We start from the raw sequence: 25754 nt of genomic DNA on the forward strand, positions 1-25754 counted from the left end.
AGGTGACACACGCGCGCAGGGATGTTCTACGGCAACTCCGTTGCCCGACGAGCATCGATACTGCACCGTGAACAACGCGCTCGACGAGAGATCAGTGAAAATCGATGGTTGCCTATCAGGTTGTCTTCAAGATCGGAGACGAGGAACTCACCGAGCGGGTCTCTGCCTCCTCCCCCGAACTGGCTCGTCTCAAGGAAAAGCCGTCACAACGAGGCGATGGTGATTGCCGTGCTGCCAGTGCAGCCTTCGCCCAGATTTCCTGGGCCTCCTCGCAAATTTCTGGACGGGTGACCGGCTGCAGGTTGTCAACACGGCGTCATACCGACGGGCGAAGCAGTGGCTGGCGACTCGCCAAGGCGCATTACTCTAATCAAAGCCGCGACAAGAGATTCTTTGCAAGCGGCAACTTGTCTCTAATGCAGTTGATCTGGTGCAACAATTGGCGCCTGCTACAGTTATCCGGAAGCTCTGCCAGCGATACATCCAATCGATCCAAGATACGCTCCAGACCGTGAATGGTTTGACCCAGGTGAGCCGGGCACGTACTTCTGAGTTGATCGTTTCGGTTGTCCGATCGACCGGACCGACGCGATATTGGAAACTTGATCAACGCGCCCATTCAGCCATCCCAAAACGAAACGATCGAAAGCGACGTCATTTTGCCAAGCCGACGCGCCGATCAAAAATAGATCAGTATCCGCCCAACCAGCAATTCAGTATGCGTGATACACGCTCTCTTCCATGGGATACCTTGCTTAGGGATTTCGAAACCAATCGGCCTCGGCTTCTGCGTATCCCACGGGACTTCTCACCGGCCCATTAGATCGTGACACGGTCGCGCATCGAAGCAGTAGGAGAGCTCGATCGACCGATGAAGGCGCATTCAGATCTCTTCGGAGTAGGTCCATTCATGAAAAGACTCGATTTGCGCGTCCTTCAACGCGTCATCGAGCGCTTCAGTAATCAGGGCGCCCTCCGTCGGCATGTTTGGATCGACCCACATGCAGGTGTTCCCAAGCGGGATTTGTCGAAGGCGAAGGACTGGCCCGGATCAGGACGCCATCTGCCTCTGTCGGGACGGAGCTGGGTCCAGGTCGCGGTCGTCTTCTCGCGGATCACCGCGTCGAGCAAAACCGTCGTATCGAGCCATCGGAGCCATAGCGATACATCCCGATCGGCTTTGGTCTTAAAAAGCGAGCCACTTCTTCAGGACTTTCTCATTCTATTGGCGTCATTGTGATTGATGGACTATCGACCCCCTCCGGCCGATTTTCGCAGAGCATATCCTGAAAGGACGGAAACCAGTCCACGTTCAGCGACACCGCCAACTCTCGGGCCGCCGGCGTCGGATCGATGATCGACGACAGTACCGCCTCCGGCCGGGCGAGAATGTGCTCGATGTGTCGCTTGCCGATGAGACCCGCTCCCATCACCGACAGGCGGACGGGTGCACTCATCCGACGCTACCCCTTCTTCTCGTCAAGCAGCTTGGCCACACGACGCAAGCCGAGCAGATAACCCTGCGTGCCGAAGCCTGCGATGACACCGTCAGCCCGTTTGGACACGAACGAGTGGTGGCGGAATTCCTCGCGCTTGTGCACGTTGGAAATGTGCACCTCGATCACTGTCCCCTCGAACGTGTTCAGAGCATCCAGGATGGCGACCGACGTGTGGGTGAAAGCCGCGGGATTCATCACGATACCAGACGCCGTTTCGCGCGCCTCGTGGATCCAGTCGATCAGCTCGTATTCTCCGTTCGATTGATGGAAGCGAATGTCCAGGCCGAGCTCCTTGGCCAGTGCCCGACAATCCCGCTCGACATCCGCAAGCGTCTCGTTGCCATAGATGTGGGGCTGGCGCTTGCCAAGCAGATTGAGATTTGGCCCGTTCAGGACGTAGACAAGACGACTCATGAAAACTCCGTTCAGTGATGGGCGAGGATCTCGCCCAGGAACTGCCTGGTGCGGGCCTGCTGTGGATTGCGGAAGAAAGCGTCGGGCGCGCCTTCTTCGATGATCTGTCCTTCAGCCATGAAGATGACGCGATCGGCAACCTGGCGGGCAAAGCCCATCTCGTGGGTGACGCAGATCATGGTCATGCCGTCGTTGGCGAGGCCTATCATCGTATCGAGCACCTCCTTGACCATCTCAGGGTCGAGAGCCGAGGTCGGTTCGTCAAACAGCATCACCTTGGGCTGCATGCAGAGCGCACGCGCGATTGCGACACGCTGCTGCTGACCGCCCGAGAGTTGGGCGGGATATTTGTCGGCCTGATCACCGATGCGGACCCGTTCGAGATATTTTCGCGCAGTCGCCTCCGCCTCGGCCTTGCTGATGCGGCGCGCGCGAATGGGGGCGAGCATGCAGTTCTGCAACACCGTCATATGCGGAAAAAGATTGAAGCTCTGAAAGACCATGCCGACGTCCTGACGTACGACATCGATGGCCTTTATGCTGCCGTCCAGCCTATGACCGTTCACAACGATGCTGCCCTGCTGGATCGCCTCGAGGCGGTTGATACAACGGATCAGCGTCGACTTGCCCGAACCGGACGGACCGCAGAGCACGATCTTCTCGCTCTTGCGCACGGCGAGATCGACGTTGCGGAGAGCTTGGTACCCGCCGTACCACTTCTGCACGGCTTTCATTTCGATCAGGATCAGGTCCTGCATGGATTCACTCCGCTATCGGACGGCGGCCAGCGCGGATCGTGCGCCGGCCGCCCGCAGTGGCTACTGAACTGTGAAGGGAACGCCGGGGACCGAGTCCGGGAAGATCGGCACGGGGGCCTTCATCCATTTGGCGTAGAAGGCGGCCAACTTGCCGTTAGACTTGATCTGGTCGATGAACTTGTTGGCCGTCTCGTTCCACTCCTTCTCTCCCAGGCGCGTGCAGGCCCCGTTGTGCAGAGCGGTGAAGTGAAGCTTGGGCTCGAACCCAAGTTCTGGCTTTGCAGCGTTCAGACGCTGAGGATAGAAGCTGTTTGCGCCGACGGCCTGCACTTGGCCTGAGAGCAGTGCCTGGATCGTGGCCGCATCATCATCAAACCTGCGGATTTCGGTGCCTGCTGGAGCGCTATTGGTGACCTGGGTGTCCTGCGTGGAGGACCTCGGAACGCCAATGACGTACTTGCCCATGTCGGCATTGCTATTGATCGGCGTCGCCTGGGCCGCGACAAGCGTGATCTCGTTGGCGACATACGGCTTGGAATACTGCACCGCCTTCGCGCGCTCGGGCAGCATGGCCATGGTTGCGAACAGAATGTCGACGCGGCCCGTGGTCAGCGCCGGAATACGATTGGCCACCGCCAGCGGGACGAACTCGGCCTTCACGCCGAGATATTCAGCGAATGCGCGCCCCATGTCGGCATCGATGCCATCCTGCTTTCCCGAGCTATCGACATAACCCCAAGGAGGATTGTCGCCCTGAATTCCTATGACGACGACCCCCTTCTTCTTCACGTCTTCCAGAGTGCCCGCCTGCGATTCGCCTGCGATGGCGATAGCTGCCAATGCCAATAGCGCGACCCCGAGTTGGCGACGATTGGGTGAAAACAACATGAGTATCTCCTCCTGGTGATGGCTGTTTGTAATTGGGCAGGTGCGCCGTTCCTACCTTTGGTTGGCGAGGGCGAGCCTGGCCTCCATCCGGCTGCCCCACCACGACAGTGGCCAGCAGAGGATGAAATACATCGCGCCGACCACGCCGAAGACAAGCAGGGGCTGGAAGGTCTGGTTCGATACGATTTGACCGGCACGGGCGAGCTCGATGAAGCCGACGATGGCGGCGAGCGACGTGCCCTTGATGAGCTGCACGAGATAGCCGATTGTCGCCGGCAGCGAAATGCGGATCGCCTGTGGCAGCACGATATCGCGCATGCGGGACGAATAGTGCAGTCCAAGCGCCATCGCGGCCTCAGTCTGGCCTCGCGGCACGGCCTGTATCGCGCCGCGCCAGATCTCGCCAAGGAAGGCGGAGGCGTTCACGGTGAAACCAATCGCTACCGCGACGAAGGCATCGAGCTTCAGCCCGGTTAGCGCCAGTCCGTAATACACGACGAAAAGCTGCAGCAGCAGCGGAGTGCCCTGGAATATCCCGATGTAGATGCGGGTGATCCATTCCACGCCCTTGTGACCACAGGTGCGCAGCAATGCGATAGCGAGCCCCGCCGTGCAGCCGCCTACGAATGCGACCAGCGTAAGCAGCACGGTCCATTGCAGACCACGTAGCAGGAAGCCGAACTCCGGAAGGCCAAAATGCGGTGTCATGATCTCTCCTCAGCGTGTCGGATAAGAGAAGAAACGGTGAGAGATGACCGCAAAGCCCAGCATCAGCAGCCAGGAGATCGCGAGATAGAGGAAGGTGACGGAGAAATAGACCTCGAAGCTGCGGAATGTGTCGCTTTCGATGCGTTGCGCAACCGATGTCAGTTCGTAAGCGGACACCGCCGAGCAGATCGACGATGTCAGCGTCAGCATGATGAACTGCCCTGTGAGCGAGGGGTAGATCGCACGAAGCGCGGGCTTGAGCACGATGAAACGGAATACCTGCCCTTTGTGCAGTCCAAGCGCGTAGCCGGCTTCCACCTGCCCTTTGTGAACCGACTGCACGCCGCCGCGGATGATCTCGATAGCGTAGGCGCCGCCATTGACACCGAGTGCGATAATGGCGGTGGCTGTCGGATTGAGCTTCAATCCGATGAGCGGCAGGGCGAAGAACAGAAAAAAGATCTGAACCAGGAAAGGTGTATTGCGCACGATCTCGACGAAGCCGATCACGATGGCCCGCAACCAGGCCGCATTCGAATCGCGAGCCGCGACGCCGGCGACGCCGATCAGCATCGCGAGCGTCATGCCGGCAAGCGCCAGGCCCAACGTGCCCACGCAGCCCCACAGCAGCGCGGGCATCGCATGCCAAACCACCGAGAAATCGAGCGTGTAGCCCATCTTGCGTTTCCTCTCGAGCGTTGTGCGTGCCGCTCGCCCATCGGCCGGGTGTCACCCTCCCAGGGATGCAAAAGTGGCGAAGAAGACGTCGGGATCAGGCGAAATACCCGTGAACAGGCGAAATGCTTCGGTGCCCTGGAAGATCGCCATGCCACCGCCATCGACCGTGCGGCAGCCGAGGGCACGCGCCGCGCGCAGCAGCGCAGTCTCCAACGGGAAGTAGACGATCTCGGCGACCCACAGATCGGGCCGCAGCAAGGCCGCCGGCAGCGGCGTGCCCGGATATTTGTCCATGCCGATCGGCGTCGCGTTGACGATGCCGTCGGCGGCGGCGACGGCCGCCACGACATCCTGGCCGGCTCTCAAGCGCCGTTCTGCGAACCGAGGCGACAGGCTATCCACCAAGCTCTGCGCCTTGGCCAGGTCGACGTCGATGATGGTCAGTTCCTGCACGCCCAGTCTCATGAGGGCGAAGGCGACCGCCGCGCCTGCGCCGCCCGCGCCGAACTGGATGACGCGACCGAGCGACGCGTCCTGCATGTTGCGCCGAAAATTCTCGGCGAAGCCGAACCAGTCGGTGTTGTGGCCGGTCATTCGACCGCTCCTGATGATTACGGTGTTCACGGCACCGAGCGCCTCCGCGTCGGGCGAAAGCTCGTCCAACAACGGAAGGATCGCCTGCTTGCAGGGATGGGTCACGTTCAACCCATCAAAGCCCATCCGCTTTGCGGCCGTCAGCAATTCCGGCAGCGCTTCGGCACCAAGTTTTAACTCGGTCAGATCGATCTTCTTGTAGAGATAGCGGATGCCAGCAGCGTCAGCGGCCGCTTCGTGCATGGGCGGGGTGCGGGACGCAGCGATGCCGCTGCCGATCAGGCCGACGAGAAAGCTGGGCTTCGGATGCATGTTCGGCATCGCCCGTCAGCTCAGGGGGACGGTCAGCTCGGCGATGACCCGAGCCGTGCCCGGTCGAACGCCGCGCCACCAGGCAAAGGCTTCGGCCGCCTGCTCGACCAGCATGCCGACGCCGTCGGCCAACTTGGCTACGCCTTCGGCACGAGCCGCTCGCAGAAAGGGAGTCAGCCCTTTGCCGTAGGCGAGTTCGTAGGCCAGCTCCGCACCGCGGAAGACATTGCCTGGAAGCGGCGGCATTTCACCGCGCAGGCTGGCCGACGTCGCATTGACCACGACGTCGTAGCCCTCGGTTAGATCGGCCAGCTCGGCATAACCGCTGACGATCAGGGGACCACAACCGGCAAACTCTTCGGCCAGCGCGACCGCTTTCGATAGCGTTCGGTTGACTAGAACCAGCTCGGACGGCTCCTCTCGCAGGAACGGCAGCAGCGCGCCACGCGCGGCTCCTCCAGCGCCGAGCATCAGGACGCGCCGGCCGGCCATCTTGACGCCGAGATTGGCGGTAATGTCACGCACGAGGCCAATCCCGTCGAAATTCTCGGCGCTGATCCGGTCGCCCTCGAACTTCAGGCAGTTTGCGGCGCCTGCTCGTCTGGCACTCTCTGAAAGCTCGTTTGCATAGGCGAAGGCATCGAGCTTGAACGGGGCGGTGATGTTCAGCCCCTTGGCGCCCTCTGTCCGGAATTGATCAACCCGTTCGTTGAAGCCATTGAGTGGCGCCTCGATCGCCTCATAGACCAGGTCCTGTCCCGTCATTCTGGCGAAAGTGCCGTGGATGAGAGGTGATTTGCTGAAGCCGATTGGATTGCCAATCACCGCATAACGGTCGCTCATCGCTCACTCCTGCACTGCGACTTCGTTGTAGAGGACGCCGTCCCGTACCATCGCCTCGACGAGTTCGGCTGACAGTCCCAGCGACTGTGCAATGCGGCGATTGTCCTGGCCGAGCAGTGGAGCCGGAGTGCGTACCGTGGTGTCGCAGTCGGAGAAGCGGAAGGGCAGATTCGGCAGCGTTACCTTGCCGAGCACCGGATGCTCCTGCTCGACCAGCATGCCACGCGCGTGAATCTGCGGATCCTTCACAACCTCTTCGATGGTCTGCACGGGAGCGGACGGCACGCCGGCCTCATCGAGTGCGGCGAGGCAGGCATCCCGCGACGGCTGCGACAGCGTCCAGCTGCGCACGATCTCCATGGCTTCGGCATAATGGGCGTTGCGCGCGGCGGGCGTGGAGAAGCGTTCGTCGGATGCCAACGCGTTCCCCCCGATCAGCGTGGCCAAACGCCGCCACGCATCGTCGACTTGCGCGGCGATGACGAGATTGCCGTCTCTGGCCGGAAAGACGCCGTAGACGGTCGAGTCCGGCTGTCCGCTGCCGGTCTGCTTCGGCAGGTCGGTGCCGCCGGAGAGGAAGTAACGCTGAACCGCATAGTCGTGCATCGAGACCATGCAATCGTACAACGCCAGATCGATATGCTGGCCGCGGCCGGACGACGCGCGGCCGACCAGCGCCGCATTGATGGCGGCTACACCGTGAATGCCGGTGTACATGTCGGCCAATGGCATCCGCAGCAGCGGCGGCGCTTCGCCCGGAGAGCCCAGCTGCGCCAGCGCGCCCGACATCGCCTCTGCGATCAGGCCGAAGCCCGGTCGGTCGGCATAGGGGCCGGTGTGCCCATAGGCGGAGACCGAGCAGTAGATCAGCCTGGGATTGCGCGCCGAGAGCGTCTTGTAACCGAGCCCGAGGCGTTCGAGTGCGCCGGGACGATAGTTCTCGATGAAGACATCGGCCGTCTCGACCAACTTCATCATCATGTCGAGGCCACGCCTGTCGCGCAGATCGATGCACAGGCCCTGCTTTCCCATGTTCTGCTGAAGGAAGTAGCCGGATTGTCCGTCCTTGAAATAGCCGTGGGCACGGCCCGCATCGCCAACCCTCGGACGCTCCACCTTGATGACGTCCGCGCCCATCGCGGCGAGGCAGCGGCCCATGAACGGGCCCGCCAAAAAATGGCTGTAGTCGATGACGCGAATGCCTCTCAGCGGCAGATCTTGTGCGGTCATACTTGCTCTCCCGCGACGCTTGTCTTCGGGCGCATCGGAATCATCAGCCGATGCTCACCGAGCTGCACCACTTCGCCGCGCTGATTGATCAGCTCCGATGGCAGCACCACGATGCCCCACCCTTCCCGCTTCGTGGCGCGCATCGAACCAACGCGGAACCTCACATGCACGGTGTCGCCGAGCTTGATCGGCAGCTTGAAATCCCATGTCCAGCCCAGCGACATTCCCGGAAGGAAGCGGTAGTCGGCACGGGTCTTCAAACCATCGGCCAGCGACAGACCAAATAGCCCGTGCGCGACGCGCGTGCCGAATGGTGTCGTTTTGGCGTATTCCTCGTCGACATGAACAGGCGTGAAATCACCCGTCAGTTCGGCATAGGCATTCACCATCGCTTCGGTGACGGTCACCGACGGCGTGATGCATTCATCACCGACCTTGGCATCGTCCCAGTAGCGCTCATCGGTCATGTCGCGTGTTCCTTAGGCCCGTGGATTGATCGCCAGCGCCGCTTCCACGGCACCCGCACTGGCTTGCAAGATCTCGATGTTCAGGCCGCCCGGCAGCTCGAGCCAGTTCGCTCCGGCGGGCAATGCCTTGGCGCCCCAGGCGGCGGCACGGGCGAGCACGCCTTCATAATCGTCGACCATGATGCCGAGATGGGCGAGACGCCCTTCCGGACCGACGAAATTGGGATCTTCGATGAGTTGCACGCTTCCGAGCACCCACACCTGACGCGGGCGCGCGCCATCGGCGGGTTGTTCGTCGCGAATGGCAAGACCAAGCACGTCATGAAAGAAGTCGACGTGACGATCAACATCCGGCACACGGATCGCGACGTGTTCGACATAAGCGCGAGACAACGACATCGTCTCAGGCCTTTCCTGGATAGTCGTTGCGGGCATATTCGAGCCCTTTGACCAATGCGACGAGGGTCGAGTTGACGGGCGTCGGCACGTTGAGCTTGGCGCCCCAACGCACGACGGAGCCGTGAATGTAATCGACCTCGGTCAGATTGCCGGACTGCAAGCTCTGCAACATCGACGTCTTGAACTCGGGCGGCAGTCCGGCAGACGCCATCGTCCAGGCCCGGCGCGGGTCGGCGATCGAGATCTTCACGCCAGCCGCCTGCGCGACCGCGATGCTCTCCGAGATTGCGGCCAGCGCGCAATCTTCCAGGATCGGCAGTGAATAGAGGCCGCCATAGGTCAGCCCGGTCACGGCGGTGATTCCCCCGCCGGCGACATTGATGAACAACTTGTCCCACATCGTGCCCAGGATGTTGTCGCTGAGCAGCGTGAGAATGCCGGCGCGATTGAACGTCTCGGAAATTCGCCGCGCGCGTTCCGTCAAGCGTCCATCAAGTTCGCCGATGATGGTTTCCTTGCCGATGACCCCGGAGCGAACGTGACCGGGGCCGAGCAGCACACCGCCAACGTAGGTCTTGCCTGCCATCACCCGGTCACGACCAACTTCCTCCGAGAGGATGTCCTCATGACCAAGCCCGTTTTGAAGCGACATCACAACCGTCTGCGGGCCGATAATCGGAGCAGCCGCTCGGATCGCATCCCGCGTGTGGTAGGACTTGACGAGGACGATGACGAGATCCGCCACGATGCCGACCTCCGTCGCGGAGGTGCAGGCGGAGACCTTCACAACGGTCTCGGCGTCACCTTCGAGCATCCGTAGGCCGCCCGCATTGATCGCGTCGACATGAGCCTGAAACGGATCGATCAACCAGACCTCGGCACCACCGCGCGCCAGCGTGCCGCCGATGGTCGAGCCCAAGGCTCCCGCTCCGATAAAGCAGATCCTCATCCGAACGCTTCTCCCTCGCCGATTTTGGCGTTGGAAGCGTGCTAGCAGGCTGCCCGGTATTTGGATATGCTATGAACCTTATAACCATTATTGTGGATCGCAATGAAGCGCGGGGACCCCTCCGAGACGAACCTGTTGGACCCGCGCCTGCTTAGGTTGTTCGACGCATTGTTCTCCACGGGCAGCGTCACCAAGGCAGCCGAGAAGCTCGGTCAAAGCCAGCCGACCATTTCGATCTGGCTGGCGCGCCTGCGAAAGGAATTGGACGATCCGCTCTTCATCCGGTCGGCTGGGGGAATGCTGCCGACTCCGCGCGCCGAGGCTCTCATCGGCACAGCCAGACAAGCGTTGGAGATGCTGCGTCGTCTAGCGGAGCTTCGCCCTGACTTTGATCCGGCGACTGCAAAGCGCCGCTTCGTCATCAGCATGACGGATGCGAGCCACATCACGCTCCTTCCCGCCATCCTCGCCCACGTTCGCCGCCTTGCGCCGGGCATCCGCATCGAGGCGGCGCAGATCGGCGGCGATACCCCACGAATGCTGCAGTCCGGCGAGGCCGATCTGGCGCTCGGCTATATCTCCGATCTCGACGCTGGACACTTCCAACAGGCACTCTTTCCGCAGGATTGGGTCTGCCTGGCGAACGCAAAACACGCCCGAATCCGCGATCGCATCACCACCAAGGATTTCAGGCGTGAGGCGCACGTCCTCATTCGCTCCGGCACTGGACACCAGTTGCTCGCGGACGCGCTACGGGAGCAGCGAATGGTGCTTGACGTTGCTCTTGAGCTGCCAGGCTTTTTGGGCTTACCCGCAATCGTCGGGACGACTGACCTGATCGCCACGCTTCCAAGGCACATCGGCGAAACGTTGGCTCACTATTACGGACTGCGCGTGCTCGACTGTCCGCTCGCGATCGCCGGCTTTACCGTGAAGCAATATTGGCATGCCCGCTTCCATCACGATCCGGCAAGCCAATGGCTGCGTGACCTATGCTGTGAACTTTTTCAACAGCGGGACGTGCGGGGCCTACATCGTTCCGGTCGGCCAAAATAAACGAAGGCCGATCGCGGCACACCATTTCGAAACTTGATGCGATCGGCTGTCTGGTAAGTCGCCGACTGGCTCCCTCTGAAGCCCGAGGAGGCGCGTGATGAAGGCGTTCAATACGAGCCGGATCGACGCAAACTGCCGACAATCGCAGCATTTCAGCATTGCTTCCTTCTCAATCGCCCTCGAACGGCAAGCAATGCCGTACAAACGCGCAAAGATGATCCGATGCCAATCGGAGCTGAAGCATGTCCCACTCAATACAGGTTCGAGCCTTTCGCGACCTTCTGGACGATCGGGGCGTCGTTGACGAGCCGGGGCAGATCGCGGCCTACACAACGGACCAACGCCAGCTCTTCACGGGGTCGACATTTGCCGTGCTGAAGCCGACGACGACGAAGCAGGTCGCCGACATCGTGCGGCTCGCGGGGCACCACGGCATCGGCATCGTTCCGCAGGGCGGCAACACCAGCTACTGCGGCGGCGCGACGCCGGACGCCTCAGGTCGTCAGATCATCGTCAGCCTCGAGCGGATGGACAAGATCCGCGAAATCGATCCCCTCTCCATGAGCATCTCTGTCGACGCCGGCGTCATCCTGAAGAACGTACAGGACGCCGCAGCGGCTGCCGGACTACTGTTGCCGCTCAGCCTCGGCGCGGAAGGCAGTTGCCGGATCGGCGGCAACATCGGCACCAACGCCGGCGGGCTGTCGGTCGTCAGGTACGGGATGACGCGCGATCTGCTGCTCGGAATCGAGGCGGTGCTGTCGGACGGCACGGTAGTCTCGGACATGCGCAAGCTGCGGAAGAACAATACCGGCTACGACGTCAAACAGTGCTTCGTCGGAAGCGAGGGAACTCTCGGCATCGTCACGGGCGCAGTGCTGCGTCTGGCGCCGTTGCCGACCCACCGCGCGACTGCCTGGCTCAAGCTCGCGACGGGCGCGCCGCTCGCCGAGCTTCTCGCCCTGATCCGTCGTGAATCCGCGGACCTGCTGACCGCATTCGAATTCATGACCGTCCGATCGATCGCGCTCGCGATCGATGCAATGACCGACCCGCCCTCCCTTCGAGCAGGCCCGGAAGGCGCCGTCCTCGTCGAGTTCGCCTCTTCCTCACGCCATCTCAATCTCGACGAACTGATGGAAGCCGTTCTGGCCGAGGTGATCGAGGCCGGATGGGTCGAGGACGCGTTCCTAGCGCAGAGCGGATCGCAGCGGGCCGCGATGTGGCGACTCCGCGAGACCATCCCCGACGGCGAGAAGCGCCGAAACGGATCGGTCAAGCACGACATCTCGGTACCGCTTTCCTCCATTCAGCGCTTCCTGGACCTGGCCGGCTCACAGGTGCGATCGTATGACGCCGAGCTTGAGCTGTCCGTCTACGGCCATGTCGGCGACGGCAATCTGCACTACAACGTGCTCGTTCCTGCCGGCGTCGATCGGTTGGAGTTCACCAAGCGGGTCGAAGGCAGCCTGTCGCTGCAACTCTACGACACGGCCGCGGCGCTCGGCGGCACGTTCAGCGCGGAGCACGGCGTCGGTCGATTCAAGAAGCACCTTTTGGAGCGGTACGGCGATCTCGGACGCATCGCGGCGATGCGCCGGATCAAGACCGCCTTTGATCCGGCGGACATCATGAACGCCGGCGCGATCGTTCGCCCATTGGGAGAGAAGTCTGCCTGTTGAACCATCGGTCGGCGAGCTGGCGATGCTTTCGTCCAGGCCCAAACCGTGGGTCTTCGGCTGAGGCACCTCGATCAGCCAAATCGTCTTGTCCATAAAGAAAGAGCCACTCCGAAGGAGTGGCTGAAGTTGCAGAGGAAACGCCCCTCAGGGACGGCTAAATCGCGATCAGGCCGCGACCTGTTCGATTGGTGAGAATGGCAGGCCGAGACTCTCGGCGACGGACCTTGAAGTTAGCCGTCCGCGATGGACATTAGGTCCCGCACGCAGATGGCGATCTTCGAGCACAGCTCCGAATCCTTTGCTCGCCAGGGTGCCCGTCAGGCCTGACTTCCGGCTCGATCTTCAGATGGCGGCGATGTCCAGCTTGGAGCCATCGACCAGACGCGACAGCCGGAACGGTGTGGGATCGACACAAGGCGTGTCGTTGACGACAAGCTCCGCGGCCAGATAGCCGAGCCCCGGGCCCAAACCGAAGCCGTGACCCGAGCAGCCCGCCGCGAGCACCAGGCCTTCCACCCCGTCCACCTGCGACACCACAGGCACTGCGTCCGGCGTGCAATCGACGAAGCCGCCCCAGGCGCTATCGATCTCTATTTCGCCAAGTTGGGGGAAGGTTTTCCGGACACTCTCCACCACTTGGCTCACCAGCCATTTCAAGGGCGGAGGATCCAGCACGCGATTCTGCTCGAAGATCCGATCGTCGTTGGTCAGCAGCGCCGACATTGAATCCGGCCCCGAAACGAACGATTGGCCGACGCCGAGCCTGACGTTTTTCAGGCGACGCAAGAACTGCGGCATGAATTCCCGGCTATACCGGATAGCCTGGGGCGTGATTTCGAGGTTCGCCTTGCCGCTGATCGCAAGCGTATAGCTGCCGTCCAGTCGGCGCGTGATCGTGCAGTAGGGTGTGGAGACCGCCTCGCCTATGTTGATTGTCGGGGTGGAACGCAGCGCGGTCTGACGGATGCTCGCCTGGGGGAAACTGATCCCGAGCGGCCGAAGGAAGCGCGAGGACCAGGCACCGGCGGCGCACAGCACCGCGCTGGTTCTGATATAGCCCTTCTCCGTGTGCACGCCCGCAATCCTGCCATTGGCCAAGTCGAGCGCCCGCGCGGCGCATTCCTGGTGGATCGTGGCGCCCAGCACTCTAGCCCCCTCGGCGATAGCCGGCGCAGCGAGCGCAGGTTCGGCCTTGCCGTCCCGCTCCGAATAGGTCCCGCCAACCCATTTGTCGCGCGCTTCCGGGACGCGCTCGGCCACCTCCGCCCGGCTCAGCACGCGGGTGTCGACGTCGTACTCCCTGGCGACCTCGCGCCACCTTTCCCAGCCGGCGAGCACAGCTTCGTCGTGGGTCGCATAGACGAGACCGCAGCGTCGAAATCCGAGGTCCCGATTGATGTCGCGCGTGAGCTCGTCCCACAGCCGCATGGAGAGCACCGAGAGCGGCAGTTCGCGCCGGTCGCGGTTCTGCTGGCGGCACCAACCCCAGTTTCGGCTCGATTGTTCACAGCCGACGTGGCCCTTCTCGAGGAGCGCCACAGAGAGGCCGCGCTTCGCCAGGTAATAGGCGGCCGTAGAGCCGAGGATGCCGCCGCCGACGATGACGACGTCGGCCTCGGCTGGGAGACGCTCATCGCTGTGAATGCGCTCGACGCGGGGCGACATGTTCCAACGAACCTCGGCTGCCAAGAATCCGGAAGCAAAGTTCCGATCAACCCTTCATCGCATCGGACGCTCGATAGAATGTGCTGAAATCATCTAGGACTTCGAAAGATGCTCGGGTTTTTGGCCGCTTGATTGAACGATGCTGCTCAAGCCCGACCTGGTCCCGGTTCGTGACATCAGGGTTTGATAGCCCTGCCGCGACACGCACCCGGAACGGGTGCTGCCCCGATGAGGCCTGCGATCTAGCCCGCCACGTTGATGAGCGCGCGCTCCATGGTTGCTAGGAAGAGGTCAACATGCTCGGCTTCGCAAACGAGCGGAGGGCGCACTTTAAGCGTATCTTCATTGGCCCCGGTCGTGCTGATAAGCACGCCGTCATCCCGCATTGTGTTGACCAGGTCCAAAGCCATCGCACGACGGCCTGGGGCCGGAGTTCCCTCAGATCCTATGTCGACGCCAAAGAAAAGACCGGCGTTTCGGATGGCGCGGACCTCATAACGTTGCTTTGCGAGCTTCTCCAGTCCGGCGCGGAGGCGCTGGCTCATCGCAAGCACTTTTTGCGGGATTTGGTCGCGCTGCAGGATCGTTAACACGGCGTCCGCTGTTGCTATTCCGACTGTGTTTCCAGCGAATGTGTTCGAGTAGCGAGAGGTGGCACCAAATTGGTCCATCCATGCTCTGCGACCAACGACAGCGCCAATCGGAAATCCGTTGCCCATCGGCTTGCCCAGGGTAACAAGATCCGGAACGATCCCGTGGCGCTCGAAGCCCCACATATGACCGCCAGTTCGTCCGAAGCCCGGTTGAACTTCGTCGGCAATGACGAGACCACCTGCCTGCTGCACCTTCGCAGCTCCGTTCGCGATGAAGCCAGGAGGATCTACCCATACGCCGTCGCTGGAAAAAATACTGTCGATGAGCAGGGCCGCAACCCCCATGCCACGACGGTTCAGATCCATCATGGCTGAACGAATCTGTGTCTCGAAAAAGTCCGCAGCCTGGGCCGCCGGAACGCACGCCGGCCCGGGCAGGGATACCATGCGCACGAACGGGCTGAGCTTGACTGCGTCACCCAGATTTGGGGAAACCGCGGCTGTCGCTGCACTCGTTCCGTGATACGCATAGCTGGATACGATCACGCCTTCGTTGCCGCTTGCGCACTTTGCTATACGCAGGGCCAGATCGTTGGATTCACTCCCCGTGCAAGTAAACACCACGCGGTCGAGCTCGTTTGGGAAAGTACCGACGAGCCGCTCGGCATAGTCAACAAGCTTTGGCTCGAGATAGCGCGTGTTGGCGCTTATTCGGCCCGCCTGCTCCGCCATTGCGTCGTTTACTTCCGGGTGGCAATGGCCGAGACACGGCACGTTATTGTAGAAGTCGAGATAGGGCCGCCCGTCCGGATCGTACAGCCACATACCTTCGCCGCGAACGAAGTGCATGGGCCTGCGGTACTGGAGCCGATAAGAAGAGCCTAGAACTTTGTCACGACGAGCAATGAGCTCCGATTCTCGCCTGGGAAGGTTTGATTCGCCAGGTCGGTAACGATTGGGCATGAGATCTGTGGACATGTGCTGCTGCCTATTTGAAAGAGTACCGTGGCCACTTCGCATTTTACGACCCTGTCGCTCGAGCGAACCTAAGCGCCATCACGGCAAGGACGACGATACTGCCGACAAGACTGCCGCCTCGCCCAGTGCGACATCAAGAGGCGCCAGGATAGAAAGGCCGTGCTCGGCACGCGCGACGTTCTTTTTGATGTACTGGGCGTCGGCCGGGAAAAGGTGGGCGCGCCAGTAATTGACCAGGATCAATGCGCTTTGTCGCGCCCGCATCAGTCCGACGAGGAGTCTTGTTTCCAACCTTGAAAGCGCAATGACAGAGGCATAGCCGGCAATGAGATGTTCAGCACCACCCAGAGGAAGAGCCGAATCTGATACGAGGTGGCTTGCTGCTATCGCCAGCTCCTGGATCCTGGGGCTCCAGCAGCCATCACCGAAATCGATGAAGCCCAATCTCTGGCCAGTCACAATCATGTTGAACGGACTGGGATCGTTATGAGTGACCTGCCAGACGACGTTCGGGATTTGTGGTTCAACAAACTCCAGATAATCCGCCATAGCGGCGCGAACCCTATCGGCAACGCTCCCGCTCGGTAGGTACGGCTCCAGTTCCATCAACCGCGACCAGCACCCGACATGCCAAAGAACGGGCCGATCGGCTGCAAGCACCTTGACTTGCGCAAGCGCTAAATCAAGCCGAGCGAGGGCACAGCCAGCCCGAAAAAGCAGGTCGGGAGTGGGCACCACCTGGTGCAGCGGAATGCCCTCGATCCGGGTCTGCAGGTATCCGCATATTCGCTCTTCCTCAAACATCAATGCGCCGCTGCTCGTGCGCAGCACTGCGGGCGCAACGACGCCCGCAGCCCCCTCCAAGCCTGCCATGGCCGAGGTCTGGAAACGAAAGCTGTCAGCCGCCTCCGGTCTGGTCGACGTCTTCAGGATGCACCGGCGGCCATCCGGGAGGTCGACTTCAACAGTGCGCTCGACCTCGGACGACAACGTCGCGATTGATCCGGTCACTCCGTAGTGACGCTTCAGCAGTGCCGCCGACATGTCCGGTCCGGAGGAGTCGGACCGCATGGCCAGGACCGCGGCGGCCGCACGAAAATAGGTTTCGGTTGCCGCTGACGCGCAAGAAAGTTGGCCTGCTCTCGCAACCACCGGTCCAATGTGCGGACCAGGTTCACCATCGGGCACCAGATCACCATGAGCATCCAATGAGAGAAGTCCCGGCCTGCTAAAGATCGTGTTCTTCATGCTGAGCACCGAGCGGCAGCGTTCATCGATAAAATCCGAGAACTGCTTTGGTCTCGAGATACTCCTCCATGCCCTCGATGCCATATTCCCGGCCGTTGCCGGAACGCTTGTAGCCGCCGAAAGGTGCGTTGGGGTCCCAGTCAGGATAATTGAGATGCACTTGACCAGACTGGATCTGACGGGCGACTGCGCGCACCGTCTCCATATCAGTGCCTTGCACATGAGCGCCGAGACCGTAGACGGTGTCGTTGGCGATCGTGATCGCCTCGTCCACGGTGTCGTAGGGAATGATCGACAGCACCGGGCCGAAGATCTCCTCCCGTGCGATCCTCATGTCGCGATGGACGTTCGAGAAGATCGTCGGGCGCGCATAGAGGCCGATCCGCAGGTGGTCCGGCCGACCTCGCCCGCCGATGACGAGCTTGGCGCCTTCCTCCAGGCCGACACCGATCATGGTCTGCACACGCTCGAACTGTGGCCGGTTCGCAATCGGACCGTGAGTCGTGTTTTCCGCAAGGGGATCGCCGACCACCAGTTCCGAAGCGGCCGCAGCTGCCAGGCTCTCGACTTCTTCCGTCTGCGGACGGTGCACGAGCATCCGCGTCGGCGCGCTGCAGGATTGGCCGAGATTACGGAAGGCGGCGCCGACGCCGAGCGGAACAGCACGGCTGAGATCGGCGTCCGGCAGGATGATATTCGGCGACTTGCCGCCGAGCTCCTGGGCAACGCGCTTGACGGTGGGCGCCGCCGCTTGCGCAACGAGAACGCCGGCCCGCGTCGAACCGGTGATCGAAATCATGTCAACCTGTGGATGCGACGCCAGAGCGGCGCCCACAATCGGACCCGTTCCATTGACGAGGTTGAAGACGCCGGGCGGACAATCGGCATTGTCCATCACCTCGGCGAACAGCAAGGCGCTCAATGGCGACAATTCGCTCGGCTTCAACACCACCGTGCAACCGGCGGCGAGCGCCGGACCGACCTTGGCGGTGATCTGGTAGAGAGGCCAATTCCAGGGCGTGATGAGACCGCAGACACCGATCGCTTCGCGCATGATCGCGGTGGCGCCGCGCGGGGTGATGAACGGATAGGTCGCGAGATTATCGCGGGCGACACGGATATGTTCGGCGGCCAACGGCACCTGAGCGCGGCGCGCGTAGGTTATCGCAGCTCCCATCTCGCACGTAAGCGCCTGCGCGAACAGCTCCAGCCGCTGGAGGAGCAAACCATGAATCCGGTCGAGCAGCGCCGCTCTCTCAGCAGGCGGTGTCAGGGACCAACCGGCGAAGGCTCGTCTGGCGGCGGCGATGGCGCAGTCCACGTCATCGTCATCGCCGAGCGCGACGTCAGCGATCGGCTGCTCCGTCGCCGGATTCACGACAGTTGCTGCTGCCGTGATTGATCCGATCGGCTTCCGCCATTCTCCGTCGATGTAGAATTTTCCGAGGAAGCCGGCTTCCGTCAGGTGTCGAAGGGCCGAGGTCATTGGAAGCGATCCTTGATCCAGTAATAGGCGCCGATCAGCGGCAGGAACCAGGGCAGCCGAGGTGGCCGGGAATGGCCGGCCAGCCCTACCAGCCGCGCATCCGGGGCCATCGGGCGTGAACCGCGTCGCTGCCGGCGGAGACGACGTTGTACAACTCGTGTTGCGACGCCGTCGCACAGGCGTGATTGGGGAGAATCCTGACCTTCGCGCCGATCGGAAGATGGGGCAAAGAATGCGCCGACCCGGGCCTGATGGTGAGGATCCCGTGCTCCTGGCTTGCTTGCGAAACGATCAGGTCGGGATAGATTTTGCCGGCCACGTCGCAGACCAGACCATATCCCTGGTCGACCCGCTGCGCCGCGGTGCCGCGGTCGCGCGACAGGGCCATCCACCCCGCATCGACCAAAATCCAGCCCCTCTCGGCTTTCGTGCCGATCACGGTGGCGAGCACCGAGATGGCGATGTCATCGGTCGTGCAGACGCCGACGCCGTGCATGACCAGATCGAAGAACATGTAGACGCCTGCGCGCATTTCCGTGACGCCGGTCAGGTCTTCGGCAAAATGGGCGGTCGGCGTCGAGCCGACGCTGACGACAGGACATTCATGGCCGGCCGCGCGCAAGGTCGTTGCGGCGGCGACGGCCAAGGTGCGTTCGTTCTCCGCAGCTGCGACAAGGGCCGCCGGCATGCTGAGGCTGTAGGATTCGCCGGCATGGGTGAGAACGCCGGCAAGCTTGACGCTGGCCTCGGCCAGGGCTGTCGCGACGACCAGGAGCTTGGGACCGGTCCCGGTCAGCCCGCCACGATGACCGTCGCAGTCGATCTCGATGAAGGCGGACGGTATCACACCAGCGGCACGACCGGCCGCGCCAAGCATGGCGGCCTGCTCAGACGAATCCAGCAGCACCTTGATATCGATGCCTGCTTTCCGCAAGTGCATCGCCCTCGCGGCGGTGTGAGGCGCAAGTCCCACGGCATAGGTGATGTCCCGGAAGCCATGCTGCGCGAAGTACTCCGCCTCCGCCAAAGTGGAGACAGTGATTGGTCCCGCCCCCGAAGGATGAGCGCGTCGGGCGATATCAATGGATTTGGCGGTCTTCATATGGGGACGCAGCACGACGCCTTGCGCGGCCATGCGCGAGGACAGACGGGCGAAATTGCGATCGAGCCGGTCCTGGTCGAGCAAGAGGGCTGGGGTCGCCAGCGCGCCGACTGTCGCGGCCTCGCTGTTCTGGATGTCCGCTGCGCGCGTCTCCGGCTGTGGCATTTCGATCTCTCCTAGCCGAACGATTGATTGGCGACCGCGAAGGTGCGCGCCGGTCCGGCTGCTGGCGATTGCACTCCCAGGATCATGGTGGTTGCATCACTGACCCGCTGCAGGCCGATGCTTTCGAGCCACTCCCCAAGCTGCGATGTGGCAGAGGTGTCGATCCGAACGAAACGACGTCCGAGATCTGCGAGCGCGGCCTCGATCAGTGCGCGTGCATCGGCTGGAGTTTCGGCAATGACAGGCCCAATGACATGCCCGCGGCCGAAAAGCCGGGAGATGGCGTAGCCACGTGCCATGCCGTCACGCTCCAGGACATAGCCATCACCGCTCTGGAGGAGCTTGTCGAGCATCCGTCGCCTCTCCAAGCCTGTAGCCTCGCGATCGAGGCGCGTGATCGCCCCGAAATCCGATGCAGCCATTGACCTGACGAGGCCCGACCGCGGCGGCTCATAGCGCTCGTCGAGAATTCCGTGATGCTGGTGGATGATCCCGATGGGGACGAAGCCGCGGCGCTGGTAAAGCATGATGCCTTCGGCCGTCGAATTCAGCGCAATGCTCCGTGCGCGAGCGGATGTCAGCAAGGCATCCATGAGCCGAGCCCCATAGCCGCGGCCCTGAGCATCCTTCGCGACGATGATCATTCCGGCGGAAGCATGGGTCTCCCCATATGGCCACCACGCCGCGGTACCGATCACCGCCCCCGCGCGCTGCAAAACAAAGCCATGGCCCAACTGCAGCGCGACATCCCAATCCTCGAGCCGATAGGGCCAGGACATCTCTTGCGAGAGCTTTAGGGCACCTTCCAGATGCGCTTTGGCGAAGGGAACCAGGACCACGTTCTCTCCGGCACGATCTCCGGCCTCGTACGCTGCGCTTGTCATGATGCGTCGATGTCTCTTGCTCGGAGTTGCCCGACTAATCGCCAGTGGCCGACGGTGACGAGGGCTATTTGTTGATCCTCTGATCGTCTGCAGCGTATCTTGAGCTCGACAGCATTACGCAACCAACCTGGCGCAAAGTTCGGCATAGTATTTCGTAGAAGATGCAGCATCGCGGCCAATATGCCATCAGCGGCTGGCACGCCACCGCGCGATCCGATCACGCATGCGATAGGTTTGGATGAAGGCAGGCATGAACCAGGGATTGCCGCGATAGAACGGGATGAAGGCCGGCGGCCGGAAGTCAAAGGCCGTACGCGCCTGCTCGTCGTGTCCCATGAGCTTGTGGGCCGCATGCATGCCGATCCATGGCGCCCAGACGACGCCCGAACCGCAGAAGCCGGTCGCATAGACGATGCCGTTCGTCTGGAAGATGCGGGGAACCATGTCGCGGTTCATTGCCACATTGCCGAACCAGCTGTGTGACAGGCGAACGGACTCCAGCTCAGGGAACAGCTTCACCAGGCCGCCGCGCAGAAGCAGCTTCGGAGCGACGGGATCGCCGACGCGGGAGCTATCACGTCCACCGAGCAGAACGCGTTTGCCATCGGGCGACGGACGGTAATAGAAGCCGACCTCTCGATTCTCGGTAATCATCATCCGTTTCGGCATCAGTCGCGTCATAACCTCGGGCGCTAGCTCCTCGGTCGCAATGATTCGGCTGCGCACCGGAACCAACCTGCGACGCAGAAAAGGGACGGCGCTATCCGTGTAGCCATTGGTGCACACCAGCACCTGACGTGCCTTCACCGGGCCGGCCGCGGTGACGACGTGGAATCCGGCGCCATCTCGTTCTATTGAGACGACCGGCGTCCGCGCGTGGACTGTCACGCCAGAAGCGAGCGCGACGCGCAGCAGTTCGGCGTGGAATTTCGCCGGATGAAGTCCGCCGATGTCCATTCGAACCGTGCCGCCGCGATAGACGTCGGTGCCGATATATTTGCGCTGCTCGGCATAAGGAACCGCGTACGCCTCGATTCCCAGCCTCGTCGCGAGCCTCTCCGCGGTACGCGCCATGGCCTCGTATTGTTCATATCCGAAGGCGCCTTTGAACTGTCCCACCGGCTGGAAGTCGCACGCGATCCCTTCCGTCTTGATGAACTCGTACAGGAACTCGCGTGCGGCCTTGCCTTCTGCTTCTATCGCCAGCGCCTTCCCTTCACCAAACCACCGCGTGAGTGTCGCGTAATCCGGACGAATGCTTCCGCTGGTGATCCCACCATTACGCGTGGAAGCCCCTTCTCCAGGTTGCATTGCATCGAACGCTGCAACTGAGCGTCCCTCGCGCGCCAATACCAGACCGGCTGAAAGTCCGGCATAGCCCGCGCCCACGATCACTACGTCAATCTTTTTCGGCAATGGCTGCTGAGAGAGCGGTCTCAGCGGGGCAGCTTCCCACCAATAGGGCGTCGCCTTCTCGGCAATTATGGGCGCGTGCATAGCGTGTGCTTCTCTTATGACTTCTATGTTCGGCCGCGGCTTGGCTCACATGGATCAAAAATTGTCGTTTCGAACGTCGAGGGCATCCCGCAAGCCATCGCCGATGAAGTTGAAGCTCGTCACTGCAATCGTGATCGCGGCACCGGGAATGATGGCGAGCCACGGAGCGCTCGCCAGATATTGCTGGGCGCCATTGAGCATATTGCCCCAACTGGGCAGCGGCGGCTGGATGCCGTAGCCGAGGAAGCTGATATAGGCTTCAAGAAGAATCGCGCGGGCGACCGCCAGGCTTGCGGCGACGATGATCGGGCCCATCGCATTGGGCAGGACCTCGCGGAACATGATGTGACGGCGGCTCAACCCCACCATGCGCGCAGCCTGGACAAATTCGCGCTCGCGCAGCGAACGGACCTCGGCCTCGACGATGCGCGCAGTCTCCATCCAGCTCGTGACGGCAATGATCACGGTAATCATCACCGGGCTCGGCCGCAGCGTTGCGGCCAGCGCCAGCACGAGAAAGATCGAGGGATAAGAGAGGAAACCGTCCACCATGCGCATCAGCGCTGCCCCGACCCAGCCGCCGCGATAGCCGGCCGTCACGCCGACGAGCGTTCCGATGAGCGTTGACAATAACATCGCCGAGAATCCCACCAGCAGCGAAACCCGCCCGGCCATCAACAGCCGCACAGCTAGATCACGCCCCAACGGATCCGTGCCGAAGTAATGGTGACCGGTGAGCGGCGGAGCAAAGCGGGCACGCAGATCGATGTGGAGCGAGTCGTAGGGCAGGGCATAGGGCCCAATGGCGCACGCCAGCACGAGCAGGGTGATCATCGCGATCCCGATCAGCGCCAGATGATGCCGCATGAAGCGATATACCGCACGGCTGTGCCACCAGCGGGTCGGAGCTGCGTCTGCTACAATGGCGGTCATATCTGTTGCCTCCTTTTGACAGACGAGAACGCCTGGCCTCAGCCCAGGCGAATGCGCGGATCGACGGTTGCGATGACGATGTCTGCGATCAGGTTGCCCAACACGACCAGAATGGCCGAGAAGATCAAAAGCCCCATCACCACCGGATAGTCGCTGTACCCAAGGCTGTCGAGAAACAGCCGGCCCATTCCCGGCCACGTGAACACGGTCTCGGTGACCAATGCGCCGGTCAGAATGCTGGGGAGCTGCATTCCCGCCAGCGTGATCATCGGCAACAGCGCATTGCCGACGACATGCTTCAGCAGGATGCGGCGCTCGCTCACGCCCTTGGCTCGCGCCGTCTTGACGAAATCCTGGCTCAGCGCATCGAGCGTCGCCGTACGCATGTAGCGGCTCCAGATCGCGACATGAACCAGCGACAGCACCAAGCTCGGCAAGATCAGGTGATGCAGATAGTCCAGCACCGACTCGTCGCCGATCGTGTACATGTTGCCTGCAGGCACCCAGCCGAGCTTCAGCGTGAAGATGTAGATGCCGATGAGGCCGAACCAGAACGTCGGGACCGACAATGCGACCATGGCACAGATCGTCGCACAGTAGTCAAACAGGGAATAACGATGGGTGGCACCGCGGATTCCGATCCAGGTGCCGACCGCGATTGCCAAGGCGGTGGACGTGCCCATCAACAGCAGCGTCGCCAGGAGATGTCGGCCAATCACCGCCAGCACCGAAGAGCCGTCACGGAAAGAGTGCCCCCAGTCGCCCCGCACCAGCCGCCAGGCCCAGTCGAGATATTGAATCCACAGCGGCCGGTCCAGCCCCAGCTGCGCTGTCAGTCGCTGCACGTCCTGCTGGGACATGCCGGGATCGAGCCCGAATTGCGCGAGGGGACCACCCGGCATGAGGTTGAGAACCATGAAGCCGATGATCGAGACGATCATCAGCAGCACGACGCTCTGCGAGAGACGGTTGAGCAGGAAGGCGGACATTCGAGTCCTCCATTAGCGTGACAATGCCGTTCGCTTTGGTCCGTACCGGCCCGGACCGCAGGACATCAGCTCGCCCAATACCAGGCCAGCGCGTTCCACGATTCCGTGCGGGTATTGCCGTTCGGCACGAATCCGTTGATGCCTTTCTTGAGACCTTCGACCGCACTGTTCTGGTAGAGCGGCAGGAAGGGCAGGTCGCGACGGACAAGCTCCTGTACCCGCTGATAGATTGCGCGCCGAGCTTCCGGATCGAAGGTGCGAGCCCCTTTGTCGAGTAAGGCATCGACCTCTGGATTTGAATACTGCGCATTGTTCGAGCCGCGCCCGCCCTTCGCTCCGATCGAACGCGAGTGCAAGCGATTGGTAACATCCGGGTCAGCGCCAATCAGATACGAACTGCCGACGATCACGGAATCGAACTGCGATTGCATCCAGAACTCGCCCCACATCACGGCGGCAGGCAGGTTCGATATCTTCATTTCGACGCCGAGCTGCGCAAAGGTCTGCTGCAGGAACTGCTGCACCTGTTCACGAAGGGGATCGCCCGACGTGGTCGAATTGGTAAAGGACAGGCTTACGCCGTTCTTGGCACGAATGCCGTCCCCGCCCCTTGCCCAGCCGGCCTGATCGAGAATCTTGCCCGCGCGATTCACGTCAAATTGGTGCAGGGGCAGATTGGCGTTGAAGAAGAAGGACTGCCGCGGCATGAAAGTCTCCGTCGGGGTTGGCACCCCGTAGTAGAGGCCCTGGATGATCGCCTCCTTGTCGATCGCCGCATAGAGCGCCTCCCGAACCGCAAGCTCCTTGAATTGCGGTCGCTCGAGGTTCAGGTAGAAGGACTCGAATGCGGTCCTTGGAACGAGCGTCACCACGCGATTCGGCAGCGTCTTGGCTTCCCCATAGTGGTCAGGCGTGATGTAGGGCTGGCCGACGAGATCTATGTCGCCGCTCTTGAACTGTGTGTAGAGGACGGTGAGATCGGGAATGTACTTGAAGACCAGCTTCTCGATGTGAGGGCCTTCACCGAAATAGTCGGTGTTTGCCACGAGTTCGAGATGATCGCCGGCGACCCGCTGGCTCCACTTAAACGGACCGGTGCCGACCGGCGCCTGATTGAAGGCGGCGTTGTTCGGATTGGCCTCTTTCTCGAGGATGTGCTTGGGGACGATGAAGGTTTCGGTCAGGAAGGACAAATACGGCGCAAAGGCCTCTTCCATTCGCCACGAGATCTCCGTCGGCGAGATCACCGTAATGTCGCGCACGAGAGCATGGCCGGCGGTGCGCCAACTGCGGAAGTTGGGGTTCATGATCAGTTCGAGAGTGAACTTCACGTCCTCGGCCGTGAATGGCTTGCCGTCATGCCAACGGGCATCGTCACGCAAGCGAATTCGCCATTTGAGGCCGTCTTCCGAAATGCCGCCGTTCTTCTGGTCCGGCACTTCGACCGCCAGATTGGGCTGAATGACGCCTTGAGGATCGATGCGGAACAGCGCGTCGAAAACTGAGAAATGCACCCCGTCATCGACTTCAATATGTACCATCAGCGGATTGAAGACCGTCGGCTCTTGTCCAAGCCCAACGATGACGCGGCCGGTTGGTTTCGCCGGAGAGGTGCGCGCGAGGACAGGTTTGCCCAACAGATTTGATCCAGCGAGGCCGGCCGCCCCGGCGATCATCAACTGGAGTGCGCTACGCCGCGAATAGATCGATGCAGTCTTTGCTTCAGTCATGACCCCT

25 protein-coding genes and 1 pseudogene are annotated in these 25754 nt (G+C 61.8%); 3 read left to right on the forward strand and 23 right to left on the reverse strand.

Features of this window, described 5'->3' with window-relative positions; translation table 11 throughout:
• Positions 1-104: 104 nt before the first annotated feature.
• The gene (locus V1280_RS16485; RefSeq protein ID WP_334525900.1) at positions 105-515 is read left to right on the forward strand and encodes a hypothetical protein; all 411 of its coding nucleotides are present in this window, start codon (positions 105-107) and stop codon (positions 513-515) included.
• Between the two features lie 702 nt (positions 516-1217).
• On the opposite strand, the gene V1280_RS16490 is transcribed toward V1280_RS16485, so the two are convergent.
• Genes V1280_RS16490 through V1280_RS16545 form a run of 12 tightly spaced genes read right to left on the reverse strand, consistent with a single transcriptional unit; the run spans position 1218 to position 9739 of the window.
• Entirely contained in the window at positions 1218-1457 is a 240-nt protein-coding gene (locus V1280_RS16490) for a Gfo/Idh/MocA family oxidoreductase (RefSeq protein WP_334525903.1), read from the reverse strand.
• A gap of 6 nt (positions 1458-1463) precedes the next feature.
• Positions 1464-1913: a type II 3-dehydroquinate dehydratase gene (gene aroQ, locus V1280_RS16495; protein WP_334525906.1), complete on the reverse strand. Its 450-nt coding sequence runs from the start codon at positions 1911-1913 to the stop codon at positions 1464-1466.
• An 11-nt stretch (positions 1914-1924) separates the two neighbouring features.
• A complete protein-coding gene (locus V1280_RS16500; RefSeq protein WP_334525908.1) occupies positions 1925-2671 on the reverse strand; it encodes an amino acid ABC transporter ATP-binding protein in 747 nt (248 codons plus the stop codon).
• 60 nt (positions 2672-2731) lie between these two features.
• The gene (locus tag V1280_RS16505; RefSeq protein WP_334525911.1) at positions 2732-3559 is read right to left on the reverse strand and encodes a transporter substrate-binding domain-containing protein; all 828 of its coding nucleotides are present in this window, start codon (positions 3557-3559) and stop codon (positions 2732-2734) included.
• 51 nt (positions 3560-3610) lie between these two features.
• The gene (locus V1280_RS16510; protein WP_334525914.1) at positions 3611-4267 is read right to left on the reverse strand and encodes an amino acid ABC transporter permease; all 657 of its coding nucleotides are present in this window, start codon (positions 4265-4267) and stop codon (positions 3611-3613) included.
• 9 nt (positions 4268-4276) lie between these two features.
• Complete coding sequence (locus tag V1280_RS16515; RefSeq protein ID WP_334525917.1) at positions 4277-4945, reverse strand: amino acid ABC transporter permease; 669 nt, start codon at positions 4943-4945, stop codon at positions 4277-4279.
• Between the two features lie 51 nt (positions 4946-4996).
• Entirely contained in the window at positions 4997-5851 is an 855-nt protein-coding gene (locus V1280_RS16520; protein WP_334525920.1) for a shikimate dehydrogenase, read from the reverse strand.
• A gap of 15 nt (positions 5852-5866) precedes the next feature.
• Positions 5867-6694 (reverse strand): shikimate dehydrogenase, encoded by an 828-nt coding sequence (gene aroE / locus V1280_RS16525; RefSeq protein ID WP_334525923.1) that lies wholly within the window; start codon positions 6692-6694, stop codon positions 5867-5869.
• A 3-nt stretch (positions 6695-6697) separates the two neighbouring features.
• Positions 6698-7924 (reverse strand): CaiB/BaiF CoA transferase family protein, encoded by a 1227-nt coding sequence (locus V1280_RS16530; protein ID WP_334525926.1) that lies wholly within the window; start codon positions 7922-7924, stop codon positions 6698-6700.
• The gene (locus V1280_RS16535; RefSeq protein ID WP_334525929.1) at positions 7921-8391 is read right to left on the reverse strand and encodes a MaoC family dehydratase; all 471 of its coding nucleotides are present in this window, start codon (positions 8389-8391) and stop codon (positions 7921-7923) included. Before V1280_RS16535 ends, V1280_RS16530 begins: the two co-directional genes overlap by 4 nt.
• Before the next feature lie 12 nt (positions 8392-8403).
• Positions 8404-8790: a VOC family protein gene (locus V1280_RS16540; protein ID WP_334525932.1), complete on the reverse strand. Its 387-nt coding sequence runs from the start codon at positions 8788-8790 to the stop codon at positions 8404-8406.
• 4 nt (positions 8791-8794) lie between these two features.
• A complete protein-coding gene (locus tag V1280_RS16545; protein WP_334525935.1) occupies positions 8795-9739 on the reverse strand; it encodes a ketopantoate reductase family protein in 945 nt (314 codons plus the stop codon).
• Between the two features lie 102 nt (positions 9740-9841).
• Between V1280_RS16545 and V1280_RS16550 the strand changes: the two genes are divergently transcribed.
• Positions 9842-10795: a LysR family transcriptional regulator gene (locus tag V1280_RS16550; RefSeq protein ID WP_334525937.1), complete on the forward strand. Its 954-nt coding sequence runs from the start codon at positions 9842-9844 to the stop codon at positions 10793-10795.
• Between the two features lie 242 nt (positions 10796-11037).
• Positions 11038-12477: an FAD-binding oxidoreductase gene (locus V1280_RS16555; RefSeq protein ID WP_334525939.1), complete on the forward strand. Its 1440-nt coding sequence runs from the start codon at positions 11038-11040 to the stop codon at positions 12475-12477.
• 165 nt (positions 12478-12642) lie between these two features.
• Here V1280_RS16555 and V1280_RS16560 read toward each other — a convergent pair.
• The 11 genes and pseudogenes from V1280_RS16560 to V1280_RS16610 form a co-directional block, all read right to left on the reverse strand.
• Positions 12643-12786 (reverse strand): annotated as a pseudogene (locus V1280_RS16560) (alanine dehydrogenase); the annotation flags it as partial.
• 33 nt (positions 12787-12819) lie between these two features.
• Positions 12820-14142 carry an NAD(P)/FAD-dependent oxidoreductase gene (locus tag V1280_RS16565; RefSeq protein WP_334525942.1) on the reverse strand — a complete coding sequence of 441 codons (1323 nt, stop codon included), beginning with the start codon at positions 14140-14142 and terminating at the stop codon, positions 12820-12822.
• Positions 14143-14384: 242 nt separating this feature from the next.
• The gene (locus V1280_RS16570) at positions 14385-15713 is read right to left on the reverse strand and encodes an aspartate aminotransferase family protein (RefSeq protein WP_334525945.1); all 1329 of its coding nucleotides are present in this window, start codon (positions 15711-15713) and stop codon (positions 14385-14387) included.
• Positions 15714-15791: 78 nt separating this feature from the next.
• Entirely contained in the window at positions 15792-16961 is a 1170-nt protein-coding gene (locus V1280_RS16575) for a phosphotransferase enzyme family protein (protein WP_334525948.1), read from the reverse strand.
• A gap of 22 nt (positions 16962-16983) precedes the next feature.
• Entirely contained in the window at positions 16984-18447 is a 1464-nt protein-coding gene (locus tag V1280_RS16580) for an aldehyde dehydrogenase family protein (RefSeq protein ID WP_334525951.1), read from the reverse strand.
• An 85-nt stretch (positions 18448-18532) separates the two neighbouring features.
• Complete coding sequence (locus V1280_RS16585) at positions 18533-19714, reverse strand: alanine racemase (RefSeq protein WP_334525954.1); 1182 nt, start codon at positions 19712-19714, stop codon at positions 18533-18535.
• An 11-nt stretch (positions 19715-19725) separates the two neighbouring features.
• The gene (locus V1280_RS16590; RefSeq protein ID WP_334538327.1) at positions 19726-20493 is read right to left on the reverse strand and encodes a GNAT family N-acetyltransferase; all 768 of its coding nucleotides are present in this window, start codon (positions 20491-20493) and stop codon (positions 19726-19728) included.
• A 291-nt stretch (positions 20494-20784) separates the two neighbouring features.
• Positions 20785-22095, reverse strand: coding sequence for an NAD(P)/FAD-dependent oxidoreductase (locus V1280_RS16595; protein WP_334525957.1), 1311 nt, complete (start codon positions 22093-22095; stop codon positions 20785-20787).
• A 54-nt stretch (positions 22096-22149) separates the two neighbouring features.
• The gene (locus V1280_RS16600) at positions 22150-23028 is read right to left on the reverse strand and encodes an ABC transporter permease (RefSeq protein WP_334525960.1); all 879 of its coding nucleotides are present in this window, start codon (positions 23026-23028) and stop codon (positions 22150-22152) included.
• Between the two features lie 38 nt (positions 23029-23066).
• Positions 23067-24017, reverse strand: a complete 951-nt coding sequence (locus V1280_RS16605) for an ABC transporter permease (protein ID WP_334525963.1) — start codon at positions 24015-24017, stop codon at positions 23067-23069.
• 65 nt (positions 24018-24082) lie between these two features.
• Entirely contained in the window at positions 24083-25747 is a 1665-nt protein-coding gene (locus tag V1280_RS16610) for a peptide ABC transporter substrate-binding protein (RefSeq protein ID WP_334525965.1), read from the reverse strand.
• Between the last annotated feature and the right edge of the window lie 7 nt (positions 25748-25754).

Origin of the sequence: Bradyrhizobium sp. AZCC 2230, from assembly GCF_036924495.1 — a bacterium.
Classification (GTDB): domain Bacteria; phylum Pseudomonadota; class Alphaproteobacteria; order Rhizobiales; family Xanthobacteraceae; genus Bradyrhizobium; species Bradyrhizobium rifense.